The organism is Streptomyces sp. NPDC050147 (genome assembly GCF_040660195.1).
Taxonomy (GTDB): domain Bacteria; phylum Actinomycetota; class Actinomycetes; order Streptomycetales; family Streptomycetaceae; genus Streptomyces.
In genome coordinates this window covers 184,110-201,128 of record NZ_JBFALJ010000009.1, presented here as the reverse complement: position 1 = coordinate 201,128, position 17,019 = coordinate 184,110, and the positions used below count along the sequence as shown (strand labels likewise).

At 69.4% G+C, this 17,019-nt stretch carries 16 protein-coding genes; 6 read left to right on the top strand and 10 right to left on the bottom strand.

The features are described from left to right. Positions 1-12 precede the first annotated feature (12 nt). From folB to AB0I94_RS16780, 3 genes are all read left to right on the top strand, one after another. Positions 13-372 (top strand): dihydroneopterin aldolase, encoded by a 360-nt coding sequence (gene folB / locus AB0I94_RS16790; RefSeq protein WP_363210595.1) that lies wholly within the window; start codon positions 13-15, stop codon positions 370-372. After that, entirely contained in the window at positions 369-980 is a 612-nt protein-coding gene (folK, locus tag AB0I94_RS16785; protein WP_363310310.1) for a 2-amino-4-hydroxy-6-hydroxymethyldihydropteridine diphosphokinase, read from the top strand. The genes folB and folK overlap by 4 nt, the downstream gene beginning before the upstream one ends. Before the next feature lie 107 nt (positions 981-1,087). Beyond that, positions 1,088-1,573: a DUF3180 domain-containing protein gene (locus AB0I94_RS16780; protein WP_363310309.1), complete on the top strand. Its 486-nt coding sequence runs from the start codon at positions 1,088-1,090 to the stop codon at positions 1,571-1,573. Between the two features lie 40 nt (positions 1,574-1,613). Here AB0I94_RS16780 and folE read toward each other — a convergent pair whose 3' ends face one another. The 6 genes from folE to dacB all read right to left on the bottom strand — a co-directional run bounded on the left by folE (position 1,614) and on the right by dacB (position 9,343). Then, the gene (folE, locus tag AB0I94_RS16775; protein WP_363310308.1) at positions 1,614-2,219 is read right to left on the bottom strand and encodes a GTP cyclohydrolase I FolE; all 606 of its coding nucleotides are present in this window, start codon (positions 2,217-2,219) and stop codon (positions 1,614-1,616) included. 131 nt (positions 2,220-2,350) lie between these two features. Next, positions 2,351-4,372, bottom strand: a complete 2,022-nt coding sequence (gene ftsH, locus AB0I94_RS16770) for an ATP-dependent zinc metalloprotease FtsH (protein ID WP_363310307.1) — start codon at positions 4,370-4,372, stop codon at positions 2,351-2,353. A gap of 204 nt (positions 4,373-4,576) precedes the next feature. Beyond that, positions 4,577-5,137 (bottom strand): hypoxanthine phosphoribosyltransferase, encoded by a 561-nt coding sequence (gene hpt, locus AB0I94_RS16765; RefSeq protein WP_135330538.1) that lies wholly within the window; start codon positions 5,135-5,137, stop codon positions 4,577-4,579. Between the two features lie 51 nt (positions 5,138-5,188). Next, complete coding sequence (gene tilS / locus AB0I94_RS16760; RefSeq protein WP_363310306.1) at positions 5,189-6,298, bottom strand: tRNA lysidine(34) synthetase TilS; 1,110 nt, start codon at positions 6,296-6,298, stop codon at positions 5,189-5,191. Positions 6,299-6,534: 236 nt separating this feature from the next. Further along, positions 6,535-7,653 (bottom strand): zinc-dependent metalloprotease, encoded by a 1,119-nt coding sequence (locus tag AB0I94_RS16755; RefSeq protein ID WP_363310305.1) that lies wholly within the window; start codon positions 7,651-7,653, stop codon positions 6,535-6,537. A 97-nt stretch (positions 7,654-7,750) separates the two neighbouring features. Beyond that, positions 7,751-9,343 carry a D-alanyl-D-alanine carboxypeptidase/D-alanyl-D-alanine-endopeptidase gene (dacB, locus tag AB0I94_RS16750; protein WP_363310304.1) on the bottom strand — a complete coding sequence of 531 codons (1,593 nt, stop codon included), beginning with the start codon at positions 9,341-9,343 and terminating at the stop codon, positions 7,751-7,753. An 85-nt stretch (positions 9,344-9,428) separates the two neighbouring features. Between dacB and AB0I94_RS16745 the strand changes: the two genes are divergently transcribed. Then, positions 9,429-9,917 (top strand): inorganic diphosphatase, encoded by a 489-nt coding sequence (locus AB0I94_RS16745; RefSeq protein ID WP_135330561.1) that lies wholly within the window; start codon positions 9,429-9,431, stop codon positions 9,915-9,917. Positions 9,918-10,062: 145 nt separating this feature from the next. Continuing rightward, a complete protein-coding gene (locus AB0I94_RS16740) occupies positions 10,063-11,739 on the top strand; it encodes a threonine/serine exporter family protein (protein ID WP_363310303.1) in 1,677 nt (558 codons plus the stop codon). Between the two features lie 56 nt (positions 11,740-11,795). Here the strand turns inward: AB0I94_RS16740 and AB0I94_RS16735 are convergent, their stop codons facing one another. Both AB0I94_RS16735 and AB0I94_RS16730 read right to left on the bottom strand, forming a co-directional pair. Next, positions 11,796-12,488, bottom strand: coding sequence for a VTT domain-containing protein (locus AB0I94_RS16735; protein ID WP_363310302.1), 693 nt, complete (start codon positions 12,486-12,488; stop codon positions 11,796-11,798). Positions 12,489-12,754: 266 nt separating this feature from the next. Continuing rightward, positions 12,755-13,513: a MerR family transcriptional regulator gene (locus tag AB0I94_RS16730; RefSeq protein ID WP_363310379.1), complete on the bottom strand. Its 759-nt coding sequence runs from the start codon at positions 13,511-13,513 to the stop codon at positions 12,755-12,757. Positions 13,514-13,710: 197 nt separating this feature from the next. Here AB0I94_RS16730 and AB0I94_RS16725 point away from each other — a divergent pair, with 197 nt between their 5' ends. Next, positions 13,711-15,138 (top strand): glutamate decarboxylase, encoded by a 1,428-nt coding sequence (locus tag AB0I94_RS16725; RefSeq protein ID WP_363310301.1) that lies wholly within the window; start codon positions 13,711-13,713, stop codon positions 15,136-15,138. A gap of 28 nt (positions 15,139-15,166) precedes the next feature. On the opposite strand, the gene AB0I94_RS16720 is transcribed toward AB0I94_RS16725, so the two are convergent. Continuing rightward, positions 15,167-15,916, bottom strand: coding sequence for an ABC transporter permease (locus AB0I94_RS16720; protein WP_363310378.1), 750 nt, complete (start codon positions 15,914-15,916; stop codon positions 15,167-15,169). 74 nt (positions 15,917-15,990) lie between these two features. Beyond that, positions 15,991-16,986, bottom strand: a complete 996-nt coding sequence (locus AB0I94_RS16715) for an ATP-binding cassette domain-containing protein (protein WP_363310300.1) — start codon at positions 16,984-16,986, stop codon at positions 15,991-15,993. Positions 16,987-17,019 lie beyond the last annotated feature (33 nt).

The window sequence follows — 17,019 nt, the reverse complement described above, 5'->3', positions numbered from 1 at the left end:
GGAGTGATTCGCGTGGATCGTGTCGCGCTGCGCGGCCTCAAGGCCCGTGGACACCACGGTGTCTTTCCGCGGGAACGCGAAGAGGGCCAGACCTTCATCGTGGACCTGGTTCTTGGCCTGGACACCCGTGCGGCCGCCGCCGACGACGACCTGGCGAAGACCGTGCACTACGGCATCGTGGCCGAGGAGGTCGTGGCCGCCGTCGAAGGCGACCCGGTGGACCTCATCGAGACCCTCGCCGAGCGCATCGCACAGACGTGTCTGAAGCACGAAGGTGTCCTGGAGGTCGAGGTGTGCGTCCACAAACCGGACGCACCGATCACCGTCCCCTTCGACGACGTGACCGTCACCATCACCCGGAGCCGAGTATGACCGCGTTTTCCACGCAAGGGCAGAGCGACCCGACCGTCCAGCCGGTGCCCACCGCCGTGGTCGAGCAGGTCGACGCCGCCGACACCACCCTGTCCAACCCCAAACGCGCCGTGATCTCCCTCGGCAGCAATCTCGGCAATCGCCTGGAGACGCTCCAGGGCGCCGTCGACGCCCTGGAGGACACGCCCGGCCTGCGCGTCAAGGCCGTCTCTCCGGTGTACGAGACGGAGCCCTGGGGCGTCGACCCCGGCTCCCAGCCGTCGTACTTCAACGCGGTCGTCGTGGTGAAGACGACCCTGCCGCCCTCCTCGCTCCTGGAGCGGGCGCACGCGATCGAAGAAGCCTTCCACCGCGTCCGCGAAGAGCGCTGGGCCGCCCGCACGATCGACGTCGACATCGTGACGTACGCGGACGTCGTCTCGGACGATCCCGACCTCACGCTCCCCCACCCGCGCGCGCATGAACGTGCCTTCGTCCTGGCCCCCTGGCACGACGTGGAGCCCGAGGCCCAGCTGGTGGGACGCGGCGCGGTGGCCGACCTGCTCGCCAAGGTCACCCGCGAAGGCGTCACGCCCCGTGTCGATCTGGAACTCCGCCTGCCCGAGTAATCGTTAGGGTCTATCGGACCCGCACGATCGAGATCGACAAGAAGCTCGACCAAAGCTCGACGCGAAGCTCGACAAGAAGCGGTCCGCACGACGATGAAGGGTCATTCGTGAAGCAGCTGCGCATCAGGACACTGGCCGGCCTCTTCCTGGTGGCCGGCGTCCTGTCCTGGGCAGGCGCCCGGCTGTGGGACTCCGTGGGCACCCTCCCACGGGTTCCGCTGGCCGCGCCCATCGTGCTCGCGGTGATCGCCGCGGTGCTGCTGGCCACGGCCCTCTCCCTGCGCGCCCGGCTGCGCGCACAGCGCGAGCGACGCCCCGGAGCGAAGGGCGTCGAGCCGATGATGGCCGCACGCGCGGTCGTCTTCGGCCAGGCGAGCGCCCTGGTCGCCGCCCTGGTCGCCGGAATGTACGGCGGCACGGGCGCCTTCCTCCTGGAGTACCTGGACGTCCCCTCCCGCCGCGACCAGGCGATCTACGCCGGCTTCTCCCTGCTGGCGGGCATCGCGGTCATAGCGGCCGCATTCTTCCTCGAGCGAGTCTGCAGACTCCCGGAAGACGACGACGAAACCGGCGGAACGGCCGCGGCCGCCTGAAGCCCGAACCCGAGCCCACGTGGCCGGGTCTGGCCTTTCGCTAACGCGCCATGATCAGGCTCATCGCCTCGTTGCGCGTCGCGGGGTCGCGCAGCTGCCCGCGCACAGCCGAGGTGATCGTCTTGGCCCCGGGCTTGCGCACCCCGCGCATGGTCATGCACATGTGCTCGCACTCGACGACCACGATGACCCCGCGCGGTTCGAGTATCTCCATGAGGGAGTCGGCGACCTGCGTGGTCAGCCGCTCCTGGACCTGCGGACGGCGTGCGTACACGTCCACGAGGCGGGCGAGCTTCGACAGTCCGGTGATCTTGCCGTCGGAGGACGGGATGTAGCCGACGTGCGCGACACCGTGGAAGGGCACCAGGTGATGCTCACAGGAGCTCTGCACCTCGATGTCCTTCACCAGGACCATCTCGTCGTGACCGAGGTCGAAGGTCGTCGTCAGGACGTCCTCGGCCTTGAGCCACAGACCACCGAATATCTCCCTGTACGCGCGCGCCACGCGACCCGGGGTCTCCCGGAGGCCCTCGCGGTCCGGGTCCTCGCCGACCGCGATCAGCAGCTCGCGCACGGCGTTCTCGGCGCGCTTCTCGTCGAAAACGCCGATCGTGCCCTCGCCGTCCAGCGTCACGGGGTCGGTCATGTGTGCCTCGTTCCTTGCGTTTCATGCGTCACTGCGTGCGAAAGCGCTGCCGCGTACGAAAAACTGCGCCCCCCAGGCTAGAACCAGGGGGGCGCAGCTTCCATTCCGGGCCTGCTGTGGCGTCCGGGGGATCAGCCTTCGGGGCGATCCTCCTTGGTCACGTCGATCGGTGTCTCCGTCGGGCCCGCGGTCACCGCGGGCGTGGCGCCGTTCGCACCGTTCGTCAGTGACAGCTCCCGGGGGGAGAGCACCGGCGGGCGGGTCGAGGGCGTGCGCCGCGAGGAACCGGTCCACGCCGGGCGGGCCGGACGCTTCACGATGCCTGCGAAGATCTCGGCGATCTGCTCCTTGTTCAGGGTCTCCTTCTCGAGGAGCTGAAGGACCAGGTTGTCGAGAACGTCGCGGTTCTCGACGAGGATCTCCCACGCCTCGTTGTGCGCGGTCTCGATGAGCTTCTTGACCTCTTCGTCGACCAGCGCCGCGACCTCTTCCGAGTAGTCGCGCGGGTGACCCATCTCGCGTCCCAGGAACGGCTCGGTGTTGTCACCGCCGAACTTGATCGCGCCGAGCCGCTCGGTCATGCCGTACTGCGTGACCATGGCCCGTGCGGTCGCGGTGGCCTTCTCGATGTCGTTCGCCGCGCCCGTCGTCGGGTCGTGGAAGACGAGCTCCTCGGCCGCGCGCCCGCCCAGCATGTACGCCAGCTGGTCGAGCATTTCGTTGCGCGTGGTCGAGTACTTGTCCTCGTCCGGCAGGACCATCGTGTAACCGAGGGCCCGGCCGCGCGACAGGATCGTGATCTTGTGGACCGGGTCCGAGTTCGGAGACGCCGCCGCGACCAGGGCGTGTCCGCCCTCGTGGTACGCGGTGATCTTCTTCTCCTTGTCGGACATGATCCGGGTCCGCTGCGGTCCCGCCACGACACGGTCGATCGCCTCGTCCAGCGCGTGGTTGTCGACCAGCTTCTTGTCGCCGCGCGCCGTCAGGAGCGCCGCTTCGTTCAGCACGTTCGCCAGGTCGGCGCCCGTGAAGCCCGGCGTACGCCGCGCCACCGCGCCCAGGTCGACGTCCGGGGCGACCGGCTTGCCCTTCTGGTGAACCTTGAGGATCTCCAGACGGCCCTGCATGTCCGGGCGGTCGACCGCGATCTGACGGTCGAAACGGCCGGGGCGAAGCAGCGCCGGGTCGAGGATGTCGGGACGGTTCGTGGCGGCGATCAGGATGACGCCGCCCTTCACGTCGAAGCCGTCCATCTCGACGAGGAGCTGGTTCAGCGTCTGCTCGCGCTCGTCGTGACCGCCGCCCATACCGGCACCGCGGTGCCGGCCGACGGCGTCGATCTCGTCGACGAAGACGATCGCCGGGGCGTTCGCCTTGGCCTGCTCGAAGAGGTCACGCACACGCGAGGCACCGACACCGACGAACATCTCGACGAAGTCGGAACCCGAGATCGAGTAGAAGGGGACGCCGGCCTCGCCCGCGACGGCGCGCGCGAGGAGCGTCTTGCCCGTGCCGGGCGGCCCGTACAGGAGCACGCCCTTGGGGATCTTGGCTCCGACTGCCTGGAACTTCGCAGGCTCCTGGAGGAACTCCTTGATCTCGTGGAGTTCCTCGACGGCCTCGTCGGACCCGGCGACGTCGGAGAACGTCGTCTTCGGAGTGTCCTTGGTGATCAGCTTGGCCTTGGACTTCCCGAACTGCATGACCCGGGAGCCGCCGCCCTGCATCTGATTCATCAGGAACAGGAAGACAACGACGATGAGTACGAAGGGGAGCAGGGAAAGCAGGATGCCGACGAACGGGTTCTGCTTCGACTCCGAGACGGTGTAACCGTCCGGGATCTTCTTGTCCTCGAACTTCTCCTGCAAGGTGTTGGCGATGTCGACGCCCTGGTCGCCGATGTAGCTCGCCTGGATCTTGCTGCTGTCCTTGACCTTCTGGCCATCCTTGAGCTCGACCTTGATGGTCCGCTCGTCACCGGTGGTGAGCTTGGCAGATTCGACCTTGTCGTCGTTGATCGCCTGCACAACCTGGCCGGTGTCCACCGTCTTGTAGCCGCCGGACGAACCGACGACCTGCATCAACACGACCACGGCAAGGACGGCCAGCACGATCCACATGACTGGCCCACGGAAGTATCGCTTCACGTCCATCCATACGGAGCGAAGACGCCCCGTCCCTCCTGCCATAGTGAGTTTGATAAAGACTGTTCTTCGGACGGTACCCCAGCATTGTCACCCGAAGCCGCACGGGACGGCTGACAAACCCGTCTTCGCATGCTTCAACGCCGGGAAACGGGTGAGGGTTCCCGGCCGCCTGAAGACGAGTCGGCCGGGAGGGGCCCGGAGGCCCGGTGATCAACCGCCGTAGACGTGCGGAGCGAGGGTGCCGACGAACGGCAGGTTGCGGTACTTCTCCGCGTAGTCCAGGCCGTACCCGATGACGAACTCGTTCGGGATGTCGAAGCCGACCCACTCCACGTCGATCGCGACCTTGGCCGCCTCGGGCTTGCGCAGCAGCGTGCACACCTTCAGCGACGCGGGCTCGCGCGAGCCGAGGTTGGAGAGCAGCCAGGACAGCGTCAGACCGGAGTCGATGATGTCCTCGACGATCAGGACGTGCTTGCCCTTGATGTCGGTGTCCAGGTCCTTGAGGATCCGCACCACACCGGAGGACTGGGTGCCCGCGCCGTACGACGACACGGCCATCCAGTCCATGGTGAGCGGGGTGGACAGCGCACGCGCCAGGTCCGCCATGACCATCACCGCGCCCTTGAGCACACCGACGATCAGCAGGTCCTTGCCCGCGTACTCCGCGTCGATCTTGGCGGCCAGCTCGGCCAGCTTGGCGTCGATCTCTTCCTTGGTGATGAGCACCGATTGAAGGTCGGTGCCCATGTCTTTCGCGTCCACCCGCATCACTTTCGGTCGTCCGTCACACCGGCTGCGCGGGACCCAGGGGCCCCTCGGTCAACAGCCTTGCCGGATCACCAGTCTGCCACCCTGGCGCTGGGCGACGACTTTGCCCGGGAGATTGATGGCTCCCTGGCCGCGCCAGCCCGTGATCAGCCGGTCGACCTCTTCGAGGTGCCGGGCGAACAGCGAACCGGCCGGGGCGCCCGCCTCGATGGCGGCGCGGCGGACGATGCGGCGGCGTACGGCGGGCGGCAGGGCGTAGAGCTTGGCGCACTCCAGGAGTCCCGCGGCGTCGCGCACGGAAGCTTCCGCCTGTGCGGCCCAGTGGTCCAAGGCGTCGGCGTCGTCCCGGGACAACTGGGCCGTACGGGCGAGTGCCTCCACGACGCCCTTGCCGAGCGCCTTCTCCAGGGCGGGCAGGCCTTCGTGCCGCAGCCGCGAGCGCGTGTAGGCGGGGTCGGTGTTGTGCGGGTCGTCCCAGACGGGCAGCGACTGGACCATGCAGGCCTTGCGGGCGGTCTGCCGGTCGATGTGCAGGAAGGGGCGGCGGTAGCGGCGGTCGGCTCCCGGGCCGCCGGACACGGCCGCCATCCCGGACAGGGAGCGGATGCCGGAGCCGCGGGCGAGACCGAGCAGGACGGTCTCCGCCTGGTCGTCGCGGGTGTGACCGAGCAGGATCGCGGCGGCGCCGTGGCGATCGGCGACGGCGTCGAGCGCGCCGTATCTCGCGTCGCGGGCCGCGGCCTCGGGGCCGCCGTCCCGGCCGACGTCGACGGCGACGGACTCGATCGGGTCGAGACCGAGGGCGGTGAGGCGCGAGACGACCTCGGTGGCGCGCAGGGCGGACCCGTCCTGCAGTCCGTGGTCGACGGTGACGCCGCCGGCGCGGATGCCGAGTTTGGGGGCCTCGAAGGCGAGGGCGGAGGCGAGCGCCATGGAGTCGGCGCCGCCGGAGCAGGCGACCAGCACGAGTGGCGACGTGGCCTGCTCGCGTGGAGGGTGGGGGTGAGCGGGGTTCGCGGGGACGCGCTCGGGGGTGCGCTGCGCTTCGGGGCGCCTCTGATCGGCGCGCGGGGTGTCGGTGCGCTGTACGTCGGTCAGTACGTCGTGGAGTACGCGGCGGACCGCCAGGCGTATCGCCGCGACCGCAGGATGGGGACCCATGTCCGGTTCCCTTCATGAAGTTCGGGGGTGAGCCTCGGACCTGTCACTCAGGACCACATTCGAGAGATCGGGCCTCAGGCAGATCCCACGAGGTTAGTCACTCAGAGTGTGTCGATGGTGACAGAGCCGAGCCGTACCCCGAGCATTGCACGCCCACCCATGGCTCACGGTCCCTCGGACGGGTGATTGCAGGGGCGTGCGCCTGCCATCGGCCGCAACTCGCTCCCCCGCCCGCCTCACTCTCCCTTACGGTGCACCCGCGCTACCCAGTCCGCCGGTTTGGCGATCTCCGACTTGGTGGGCAGCGTGTTCGGCGAAGTCCAGACCCGGTTGAAGCCGTCCATTCCGACCTCGCCGACGACCGCGCGCACGAAGCGCTCGCCGTCGCGGTATTGGCGCAATTTCGCGTCGAGGCCGAGCAGCTTGCGCAGGGCCTGGTCAAGGCGGCTCGCGCCGCGCGCCCTGCGCTGCTGGAACTTCTCCCGGATCTCGGCGACGGAAGGCACCACGTCCGGCCCGACTCCGTCCATCACGAAGTCCGCGTGGCCCTCCAGGAGCGACATGACTGCCGTGAGCCGGGCGAGGATCTCGCGCTGGGCGGGGGTCTGGACCAGCTCCACGATCGAGCGGCCCCCGTCGTCCTCCTCGCCCTCGGGGCGGCCGCCCGCGAGGGACTGGGCCGCTTCCCTGATGCGTTCGAGGACCGTCATCGGGTCGACCTCGGTCTCGGAGAGGAATGACTGGATCTCCCCCTCCAGGTGGTCACGCAGCCAGGGCACGGCGGAGAACTGTGTGCGGTGCGTCTCCTCGTGCAGGCACACCCAGAGCCTGAAGTCATGGGGGTCCACGTCGAGTTCGCGCTCGACGTGCACGATGTTCGGGGCCACCAGGAGGAGCCTTCCGCCGCCGTGCTCCCCTGCGGGGAGGTCGCGGGTGGCCGGGGCGAAGGTCTCGTACTGGCCGAGGACGCGCGAGGCGAGGAAGGAGAGCAGCATCCCCAGCTCCACGCCGGTCACCTTGCCGCCGACGGCGCCGAGCACGGCGCCCGGGCCACCGGAGCGCCTGTCCTGCATCTTGTCCAGGAGGGGCTTGAGGATCTCCCGGAAACCTGCGACGTTCGCCTTGATCCACCCGGCCCGGTCGACGACGAGCACCGGAGTGTCGTGGATGTCCTCCGTGCCCATCCGGGTGAAGGCCCGGACGTGCTCCTCCGAGGACTTCGCATGTTTCCGGAGCTCGGCGACGATGGCCCGTGCCTCGTCCCGGCTCACTTCTGGACCCGGCCGCACGAGCCGGGTCGCGGTCGCCACCGCGAGATTCCAGTCGACCATCTCCGCACCACCGATGCTCGTCATGCGTCAACGGTACGTGCTCGGCTCCGCAGGCGGAGGGGGTTGAACCCCGAGATTGCCCCACTCCGGCCCCGTAGGGGCCCGCGAGGCGAGGCGGGACTCAGCGGCACCCGCACTTCGCCACCGCTGATGCCATGTCGTCCAGCGCCGCCTGGGCCGCCTTGGGGTCCGTCGTGCCTGTGGTCATGAAAGCGAACACCAGGAGGCGGCCCTCCGCGTCGACGACCGTGCCCGCCAGGGTGTTCACACCCGTCAGGGTGCCGGTCTTGGCGCGTACGACCCCGGTGCCCGGGGAGTCCTTGGGGTAGCGGTCGACCAGGGTGCCCGTGAAGCCCGCCACCGGCAGGCCCGTCACCACGGAGCGCAGTTCGGGGTGGGCGGGGTCGGCTGCGCGGGCCAGGAGCGCGGCGAGCAGGTCGGCCGAGCTGCGGTCCGCGCGGTCGAGGCCGCTGCCGTCGGCGAACTCCGTGCCGGCCAGCGGCAGCTCTGCCTTCTTGAGCTGGGCGTCGATCGCCTTGCCCGCGCCGTCGAAGCTCGCCGGCTCCTTCGAGGCGAGCGCCGTCTGGCGGGCCAGCGCCTCGGCGATGTCGTTGTCGCTGTGCGTCAGCATGCGCTCGACGAGCGCCGACAGGGGCGGGGACTCGACCTTGGCCAGGGGCTCCGCCCGGTCGGACGCCTTGGCCTGGCCGGGGGCCTTGTCCTCCTTGGTGCCGTCGTTCTTCTTGGTGCCGGTCTCGATGCCCTCCTTCTTGAGGAGGTCCGCGAACTTCTTCGCCGCGTCACCCGCCGGGTCGCCCGAGCGCGGGGCGGGCCCGCTGGAGGAGTCGTCGAGGCGGCCCTCATCGGCCATCAGGGCGCTGACCAGGGTGAGGTTCTCGTTCGGGCCGATGGGGTGCTGCTGCTCTCCCGTGTAGAGCGAGGTGTCGTACGTCAGAGTCACCTTGTCGGTGCCGCGGTCCTTCAGGGCGCGCGCCGTTTCCTCGGCCAGCTCCCGCAGGCTCGCGGCGCTTTCCGCGTAGGGGCCGTCCTTGCGTGCGGTGAGCGTGGGGTCGCCGCCGCCGACCAGGACGACTTCCTTCGAGTCCGGCTCGATGACCGTCTTCGTGGTGATGCGGTGATCCGCCCCCGCCGCGCTCAGTGCCGCGACCGCAGTGGCGATCTTGGTGGTGGACGCGGGCGTGAGGGCGTCGCCGCCGCCCTTGCCGTAGACCCGCCGCCCGGTGCCCGCGTCGATGACGACCGCCGAGCGTTCGGGGCCGAGCGCCTTCGCCTTCAGGAGCGGATCGAGGACCCTCGCGAGCGCCTTGCCGTCCGGAGCGGGCGCGGAGCCGCCGTGCGCGGAACCCACGGGCACCCCGAGGCCCCTGAGCACGGACGGGGCGCTCGGGGCGGCGGCGGGCGCCCCTCCGGAGGTACGACCGCCGTGATCTGTGCCACCCCCGGCCTCCCGGGAAGCCGCCCAGTCCCGCTCGGCCGTACGCTGACCGGAGGAGTCCCAGGGGCCGGCCGCGGCCACGGCACCGGCCGCGACAGCGAGCCCGAAGGTGGCGGCACCCGCTGTGAGCTGCAAAGTCTTGCGCTTCGCAGGAGTCTTGAGAGCGGCAGAGACCTTGGGAGCCGAAAGCTCGGGGAGCTGCCTCAGCAGCTTGCCGACCTGCTGCCGGGTCTGCTGCCAAGGCTTGAGCTCGGGCACGACGACCAGCCCCTTTCGCGATCACACATCTGCGTGAGGGACACTTAACCACCCGAAGTATGTGCTGATCATGGAGGAGCCACCCGTGGAGTTCGACGTCACCATCGAGATTCCGAAGGGTTCGCGGAACAAGTACGAGGTGGACCACGAGACCGGCCGGATCCGCCTGGACCGTCGCCTCTTCACGTCGACCAGCTACCCCGCGGACTACGGCTTCGTCGAGAACACCCTCGGCGAGGACGGTGACCCGCTGGACGCCCTCGTCATCCTGGACGAGCCGACCTTCCCGGGTTGCCTCATCAAGTGCCGCGCGATCGGCATGTTCCGGATGACCGACGAGGCGGGCGGCGACGACAAGCTGCTCTGCGTCCCGGCGTCGGACCCCCGCGTGGAGCACCTGCGCGACATCCACCACGTCTCCGAGTTCGACCGCCTGGAGATCCAGCACTTCTTCGAGGTCTACAAGGACCTGGAGCCCGGCAAGTCCGTCGAGGGCGCCGACTGGGTCGGCCGCGCCGACGCCGAGGCCGAGATCGAGAAGTCGTACAAGCGTGCGGAGGCCCAGGGTCACTGAGCCCTGCTGCGCCTCTGACGGGCCGCATGGCCTTCGCGAAGACGATCTTCACGGAGGCCACGCGGCCCGTTCGCGTATCTGTGCGCATACTGTTCGTACTGGAGGTGCACAAGGTACGTATGCATGTGGGAGTGAGGCAGTGAAAGTGGCTGACCAGGAGGCCGAGGACCGCAAGCCACAGTCGGATGAGGCACGAAGTGCGTTCGCTCAGCCCACCGGCGTGATGCCGCAGCCACCGGTACCCGAGGACGAGTCGCAGACGACCTCCGAGTTCGCGATCCCGAACGGTCTGGCGAACCCCTCGCCCAGTACCACCCAGGAGACCGAGAAGTCGGCGTTCACCACGCCGCACACCTACAGCTCCCGCAACGCGCCACCCGCGTTCACGCCGCCGCACGGCATACCCCTGGTGAAGCTCACCAAGGAGACGCCCTGGCAGGACCAGATGCGCACGATGCTGCGCATGCCGGTCGCCGAGCGGCCCACTCCGGAGCCCACGCAGAAGCACGAGGACGAGACCGGGCCCGCCGTGCCGCGCGTCCTCGACCTGACGCTGCGTATCGGCGAGCTGCTGCTCGCGGGCGGCGAGGGCGCCGAGGACGTGGAGGCGGCGATGTTCGCCGTCTGCCGCAGTTACGGCCTGGACCGCTGCGAGCCGACCGTCACGTTCACCCTGCTCTCGATCTCGCACCAGCCGTCCCTGGTGGAGGACCCGATCACGGCCTCCAGGACGGTACGCCGCCGGGGAACCGACTACACCCGTCTGGCGGCCGTCTTCCACCTGGTGGACGACATCAGCGACACGGACACCGACGTCTCCCTGGAGGAGGCGTACCGCCGTCTGGCGGCGATCCGCCGTAACCGCCACCCGTACCCCGGATGGGCGCTCACGGCGGCCAGTGGGCTGCTCGCGGGCTCGGCCTCGGTGCTCGTCGGCGGTGGCGCGCTCGTCTTCCTGGTCGCGGCGTTCGGCGCGATGCTCGGCGACCGTCTCGCCTGGCTGTGCGCGGGCCGCGGGCTGCCGGAGTTCTATCAGTTCGTGGGCGCCGCGATGCCGCCCGCGGCGATGGGCGTCACGCTCAGCCTCGTGCACTCCCAGGAGGTCAACGCCTCCGCGGTGATCACCGGTGGTCTCTTCGCGCTGATCCCCGGAAGAGCCCTGGTGGCGGGCGTTCAGGACGGCCTGACCGGCTACTACATCACCGCGGCCGCCCGCCTCCTGGAGGTCTGCTACCTGGTCGTGGGCATCGTCTGCGGCGTACTGCTCGTCCTGTCGCTCGGCGTGATGCTCGACGCGACGAGTCTCCAGCCGGAGACGACGTTCGTGGCGACCGACTCGCGCCCGGTGATCCAGATCCTGGCGTCGATGGCGCTGAGTCTCGCCTTCGCGATACTGCTCCAGCAGGAACGTAACACCGTGCTCATGGTGACCCTCAACGGCGGTATCGCCTGGGTCATGTACGGCGCTCTCGCGCAGACCTCGCTCGCGCTCTCACCGGTGGCGGCGACGGCCGTCGCGGCCGGGCTCGTCGGCCTGTTCGGCCAGCTCTTCTCGCGCTACCGCTTCGTTTCCTCACTGCCGTACGTGACCGCGGCCATCGGCCCGCTGCTGCCCGGTAGCGCCACGTACTTCGGCCTGCTGGCCCTCGCCCAGAACGACATGAACACGGGCATCAACTCGCTCACCAAGGCGGCGGCGACCGCACTGGCCATCGCGATCGGCGTGAACCTGGGCAGCGAGGTCTCCCGGATGATCCTCAAGATCCCGGGCGCCACCACCGCGGCGAACCGCCGCGCGGCCAAGCGGACCCGAGGATTCTGACCTCGGGCCCCACCGGCGTCCGCGGCCCCACCGGCGTCCGCGCTGCCTCTTCGCGCCTACCGCTTCGCGTGCCGGCCGCGTGAGACCGGGGCCGCCCCGGGGGCCTCGCCCGCGGCCGCCGCGGCCTTCTTGGACTTGCCGCGTGCCCGCAGGAACTCGACCGCGATGGGCACCACCGAGATCAGGACGATCAGGATGAGGATCGCCTCGATGTTCTTGTGCACGAAGTCGATGTTGCCGAGCCACGCGCCGAGCAGCGTCACGCCGGCGCCCCAGAGGATGCCGCCGATGATGTTGAACGTGATGAACGAGCGGTACCGCATGCCGCTGACGCCCGCGATGATCGGCGTGAACGTCCGCACGATGGGCACGAAGCGGGCCAGGACCAGGGACTTCGGGCCGTACTTCTCGAAGAACTCGTGCGCCTTGACCACGTTCTCCTGCTTGAACAGCTTGGAGTCCGGGCGGTTGAAGAGCGCGGGGCCGACCTTCTTGCCGAAGAGATAGCCCGCCTGGTCGCCGAGGATCGCGGCGATGCAGATGAGGACGACGCAGAGCCAGAGCGGGAAGTCGAGCTGATTCGTCGTGATCAGCAGGCCCGTCGTGAACAGCAGCGAGTCACCCGGCAGGAAGAAGCCGATGAGCAGGCCCGACTCGGCGAAGACGATCGCGAGCAGACCCCAGACCCCGAACGTGTTCAGGAGGTAATCCGGATCCAGCCAGCTTGGTCCGAGCGCAAGCGTCGTCACGGTTCGGGGCTCCTGTGGGTGAGAGGGGGATGCGGCGGGGATACGGCGGATGGCCGCCCAAAGCTATCAACGCGAGGTGAAGCGCCCAGGTTCCACTGCTCTCCCCAGAGTGCACTGTGCGGGATCCGGGACAAAGCTGTGTGCCATGGGTATCGAAGACGTACAACAGATTATCGGTGGGGTCTTCGGCCTCACAGGGCGCTCCCGGCCGTAAGGGGCGTCCACCATTGGTGAACGCCCCTTACCGGCACTTACCGGCCCTCCCCTCAGCTGTTGCGCGCCTCGTTCGCCAGGATCGCGTCCCGCATGTAGACGGCGAGCCCGGGCCGGATCGCGTCGTAGACCGCCTTGAACCGCTCGTCGGCCACGTACATCTCGCCGAGGCAGGTGTGCAATGCGTGCGAGCACGTGTAGTGGAAGCGCGTGATGAAGAGACGGTGCTCCTCCGCGACGTCCATCGCCTCCACTGAGCCCGCGGGCAGGCCCTGGGCCAGCAGGTCGGCCATGCGCGCGTGCACCGCGTCGAGCTCGTCATTGATCCGCTGCCAGTCCTCCTTCGTGTACGAGGCGGCCTTGCGCTGCGCCTCCTTGTACGCGTCGGTGTCACCCCACCGGCGCTCGACCTCCTCCGCGTACTGGTCGGGGTCGTGGTCCCCGAAGACCTCGAACTTCTCCTCGGGCGTGAGGTTGATGCCCATCTTCTTCGCCTCCATGGCGGTCTCGACGGCGTCGGCCATCTCCTGGAGCTTGCTGATCCGGGCGGTCAGCAGCTCGTGCTGGCGGCGCAGGTGGACGCGAGGGTCCGTGTCCGGGTCGTCCAGGAGCGCCGCCACCTCGTCGAGGGGGAAGCCGAGCTCCCGGTAGAACAGGATCTGCTGCAGCCGGTCCAGGTCGGCGTCGCTGTAGCGCCGGTGGCCCGCGTGGCTGCGCTCGCTCGGTACGAGCAGGCCGATCTCGTCGTAGTGGTGCAGCGTGCGCACCGTCACTCCGGCGAAACCGGCGACCTGTCCCACGGAGTAGCTCACGTCGCTCATGGCTTGTGCCCCCTCTCTCGGTACACGCCTCAGCCTGAATCCTCACGCCACGTGAGGTGCAAGTGCAGACCCCGGAAGGCGCCCATATCCTCACCAAAGGGACATGACCTTGCCAGAAGGGACATGTCCTCACCACGAGGGACAGGAAAGGCACGTCGCAAGAGCCCAGCCCCGAGGAGACCCCGCCCATGCCGCTCCACCGCAGCGAGGACCCGAACGGCGACTCCAAGAGGCGCACCCTCGCGGTGAACCCCTTCTACGGAGAGGCCAACCCGGCCAGCGGCATGACCGAGGCCCCGCCCAAGCACCGCCTCCCGGACGGACCGCTGCCGCCCACGACGGCATACCAGCTGGTGCACGACGAGCTGATGCTGGACGGCAACGCACGGCTCAACCTCGCGACCTTCGTCACGACATGGATGGAACCGCAGGCCGGCGTCCTCATGACGGAGTGCCGGGACAAGAACATGATCGACAAGGACGAGTACCCGCACACCGCCGAGCTGGAGCGGCGCTGCGTGGCCATGCTCGCCGACCTGTGGCACGCGCCGGACCCGGCGGGCGCCGTCGGCTGCTCGACGACGGGGTCGAGCGAGGCGTGCATGCTCGCCGGGATGGCCCTCAAGCGACGCTGGGCCAAGGACGAGCGCAACAGCGACCGCTACCCCTCCCCCACCGCTCGCCCGAACCTCGTCATGGGCGTCAACGTCCAGGTCTGCTGGGAGAAGTTCTGCAACTTCTGGGAGGTCGAGGCGCGGCAGGTCCCCATGGAGGGCGACCGGTTCCACCTCGACCCGGTGGCCGCCGCCGAGCTCTGCGACGAGAACACGATCGGTGTCGTGGCCGTACTCGGCTCCACCTTCGACGGGTCGTACGAGCCGGTGGCCGAACTCTGCGCGGCCCTCGACGATCTCCAGGAGCGCACCGGCCTGGACATCCCCGTGCACGTCGACGGGGCGTCCGGCGCGATGGTGGCGCCGTTCCTCGACGAGGACCTGGAGTGGGACTTCCGGCTGCCGAGGGTGGCCTCGATCAACACCTCAGGTCACAAGTACGGCCTGGTCTATCCGGGCGTCGGCTGGGCTCTGTGGCGCAACGCGGACGCGCTGCCGGAGGAGCTGGTCTTCCGGGTGAACTACCTCGGCGGTGACATGCCGACGTTCGCCCTGAACTTCTCCCGGCCGGGCGCGCAGGTCGCCGCGCAGTACTACACGTTCCTGCGCCTGGGCCGCGAGGGCTTCCGCGCCGTCCAGCAGGCGGCCAGGGACGTCGCCCGGGGCCTCGCGGACCGCATCGAGGCGCTGGGCGACTTCCGGCTGATCACCCGGGGGGACCAGCTGCCGGTGTTCGCCTTCACGACACGGGACGACGTGACGGCGTACGACGTCTTCGACGTGTCCCGGCGCCTTCGCGAGCGCGGCTGGCTGGTCCCCGCGTACACCTTCCCGGCCCACCGCGAGGATCTGGCGGTCCTGCGCGTGGTCTGCCGCAACGGCTTCACGGCCGACCTCGCGGAGCTCTTCCTGGCGGACCTGAGCGGCCTGGTGGACGAACTGCGCCGCCAGCCGCACCCGTTGACCCGGGACAAGGCCGCGGCGACGAGCTTCCACCACTAGGGTCCCGGAGGGCGGGCGCCCGGCGTCATTACTTACTGAGCCCCCGGAACCTCCGCACCGCCAGCGGCATGAACACCCCCACGAGAACCACCGGCCACACCACGGCCATCAGCCCCGCGTTCTCGGCAGCCCACGAAGTACCCACCACCCCCGGGTCGTTGCCGAACAGGTCGCGGACCGCGGTGGCCGTGGCCGACATCGGGTTCCACTCGACCGTCGCGCCGAGCCAGCCCGGCATGTTCTGCGGGACCGTGAAGGCGTTGGAGAGGAAACCGACCGGCCAGACCAGGATCTGCACGGCCATGACCAGCTCCGGCTTGCCCGCGACCATCGCCAGGTGGATGCCGATCCACAGCATCGCGAACCGCAGCAGGAGCAGCAGGCCCACCGCGCCGAGCACCGCACCGAACGAGCCGTGCCAGCGCCAGCCGATCGCGAGACCGACGCCGATCATGACGATCAGCGAGAGGAGCGACTGGAGCATGTCCGCGACCGAACGGCCCACCAGGACGGCGCCATTGGCCATCGGCATGGACCTGAAGCGGTCGATCACGCCCTTGTTGAGGTCCTGCGTGACGGCGACCATCGTCGCGTCCAGGCCGAAGGTCATGGTCAGGGCGAACATACCGGGCACGAGGAACTCGGCGTAGCCGCCCGTGATGCCCTTTCCGCCCCCGATCAGGTAGTTGAACATCAGCAGGAACATCACTGGGAAGGCCAGCCCCACGAGCACCTGCACGGGCTGCCGCGCCCAGTGCGCGAGTTCGCGCCGCGTCATGGTCCAGGAGTCGATGGCGGCCCACCGCACGGGATTTCCGCTCACCACCGGCGTACGGCTGATCGTCGTCGCGCTCACACGGCCTCCTTCGTACGTCCCTGGTCCTTCGCCGTGCGTTCCTGGTCCTCCGCCGTGCGTTCCTCGTCCTCGGCGCGGCCCGTCAGGCGCAGGAACACCTCGTCCAGGGTCGGCCTGCGCACCGCGATGTCCTCGGCCTCGACACCGGCTTCCCGCAGGGCCTGCACGACCCCGGTGAGCGCCTCCATCCGGTCGGCCACCGGCGCGCTGGCCAGCCTGCGGTCCGGGTCCACCGTGGGGTCGCCGGGCAAGAGGCGTGCCGCGAGGCCCAGTTGGGCCGCGTCCCGCACCACCACGTCGATCCGGTCACCGCCCGTCCTCGACTTCAGCTCGTCGGCCGTGCCGTCCGCGATGACGCGGCCCCGGTCGAGCACCGAGATGCGGTGGGCGAGCTGGTCCGCCTCTTCGAGGTACTGCGTGGTGAGCAGCACCGTCGTGCCGCCGTCGACCAGCGAGCGCACCGCATCCCACACCTCCGTGCGGCCCCGGGGGTCGAGACCGGTCGTCGGCTCGTCCAGGAACAGCACGTCGGGCTCCGTGATGAGCGAGGCCGCGAGGTCCAGACGGCGGCGCATGCCGCCGCTGTACTGCTTGACGGCCTTGCGGCCGGTTTCGCCGAGTCCGAAGCGCTCCAGGAGCTCATCGGCCCGCACGCGCGCGTGCCGTGCGCCCAGGTGATAGAGCCGCCCGAACATGTCCAGGTTCTGCCGGCCGCTCAACTCCTCGTCGAGGGCGGCGTGCTGGCCGAGCAGCCCGATGCGCCTGCGCACCTCGCCGGGCTGTCGCCGCACGTCGTATCCGGCGACCTCCACCCGGCCCTCGTCCGCCCGCAGCAGCGTGGCGAGCACCCGTACGGCGGTGGTCTTGCCCGCGCCGTTCGGGCCGAGCATGCCGTGCACCGTGCCGCGCCCGACCGTCAGGTCAAGGCCGTCGAGCGCCCATTTCTCCCCGTACCGCTTCCGTGCGCCCTCTACGACGATCGCGTCCGTCATCCGACTCCCTCCGACCCCTGCCACCTCGTAGTC

Coding starts and splice junctions, on each gene's coding strand:
- hpt (WP_135330538.1), bottom strand. CDS start 5,137: ATGCGGGTGGACGCGAAAGACATGGGCACCGACCTTCAATCGGTGCTC.
- ftsH (WP_363310307.1), bottom strand. CDS start 4,372: ATGGACGTGAAGCGATACTTCCGTGGGCCAGTCATGTGGATCGTGCTG.
- folE (WP_363310308.1), bottom strand. CDS start 2,219: ATGACCGACCCCGTGACGCTGGACGGCGAGGGCACGATCGGCGTTTTC.
- folK (WP_363310310.1), top strand. CDS start 369: ATGACCGCGTTTTCCACGCAAGGGCAGAGCGACCCGACCGTCCAGCCG.
- tilS (WP_363310306.1), bottom strand. CDS start 6,298: ATGGGTCCCCATCCTGCGGTCGCGGCGATACGCCTGGCGGTCCGCCGC.
- AB0I94_RS16720 (WP_363310378.1), bottom strand. CDS start 15,916: ATGACGCGGCGCGAACTCGCGCACTGGGCGCGGCAGCCCGTGCAGGTG.
- AB0I94_RS16715 (WP_363310300.1), bottom strand. CDS start 16,986: ATGACGGACGCGATCGTCGTAGAGGGCGCACGGAAGCGGTACGGGGAG.
- AB0I94_RS16725 (WP_363310301.1), top strand. CDS start 13,711: ATGCCGCTCCACCGCAGCGAGGACCCGAACGGCGACTCCAAGAGGCGC.
- AB0I94_RS16755 (WP_363310305.1), bottom strand. CDS start 7,653: ATGACGAGCATCGGTGGTGCGGAGATGGTCGACTGGAATCTCGCGGTG.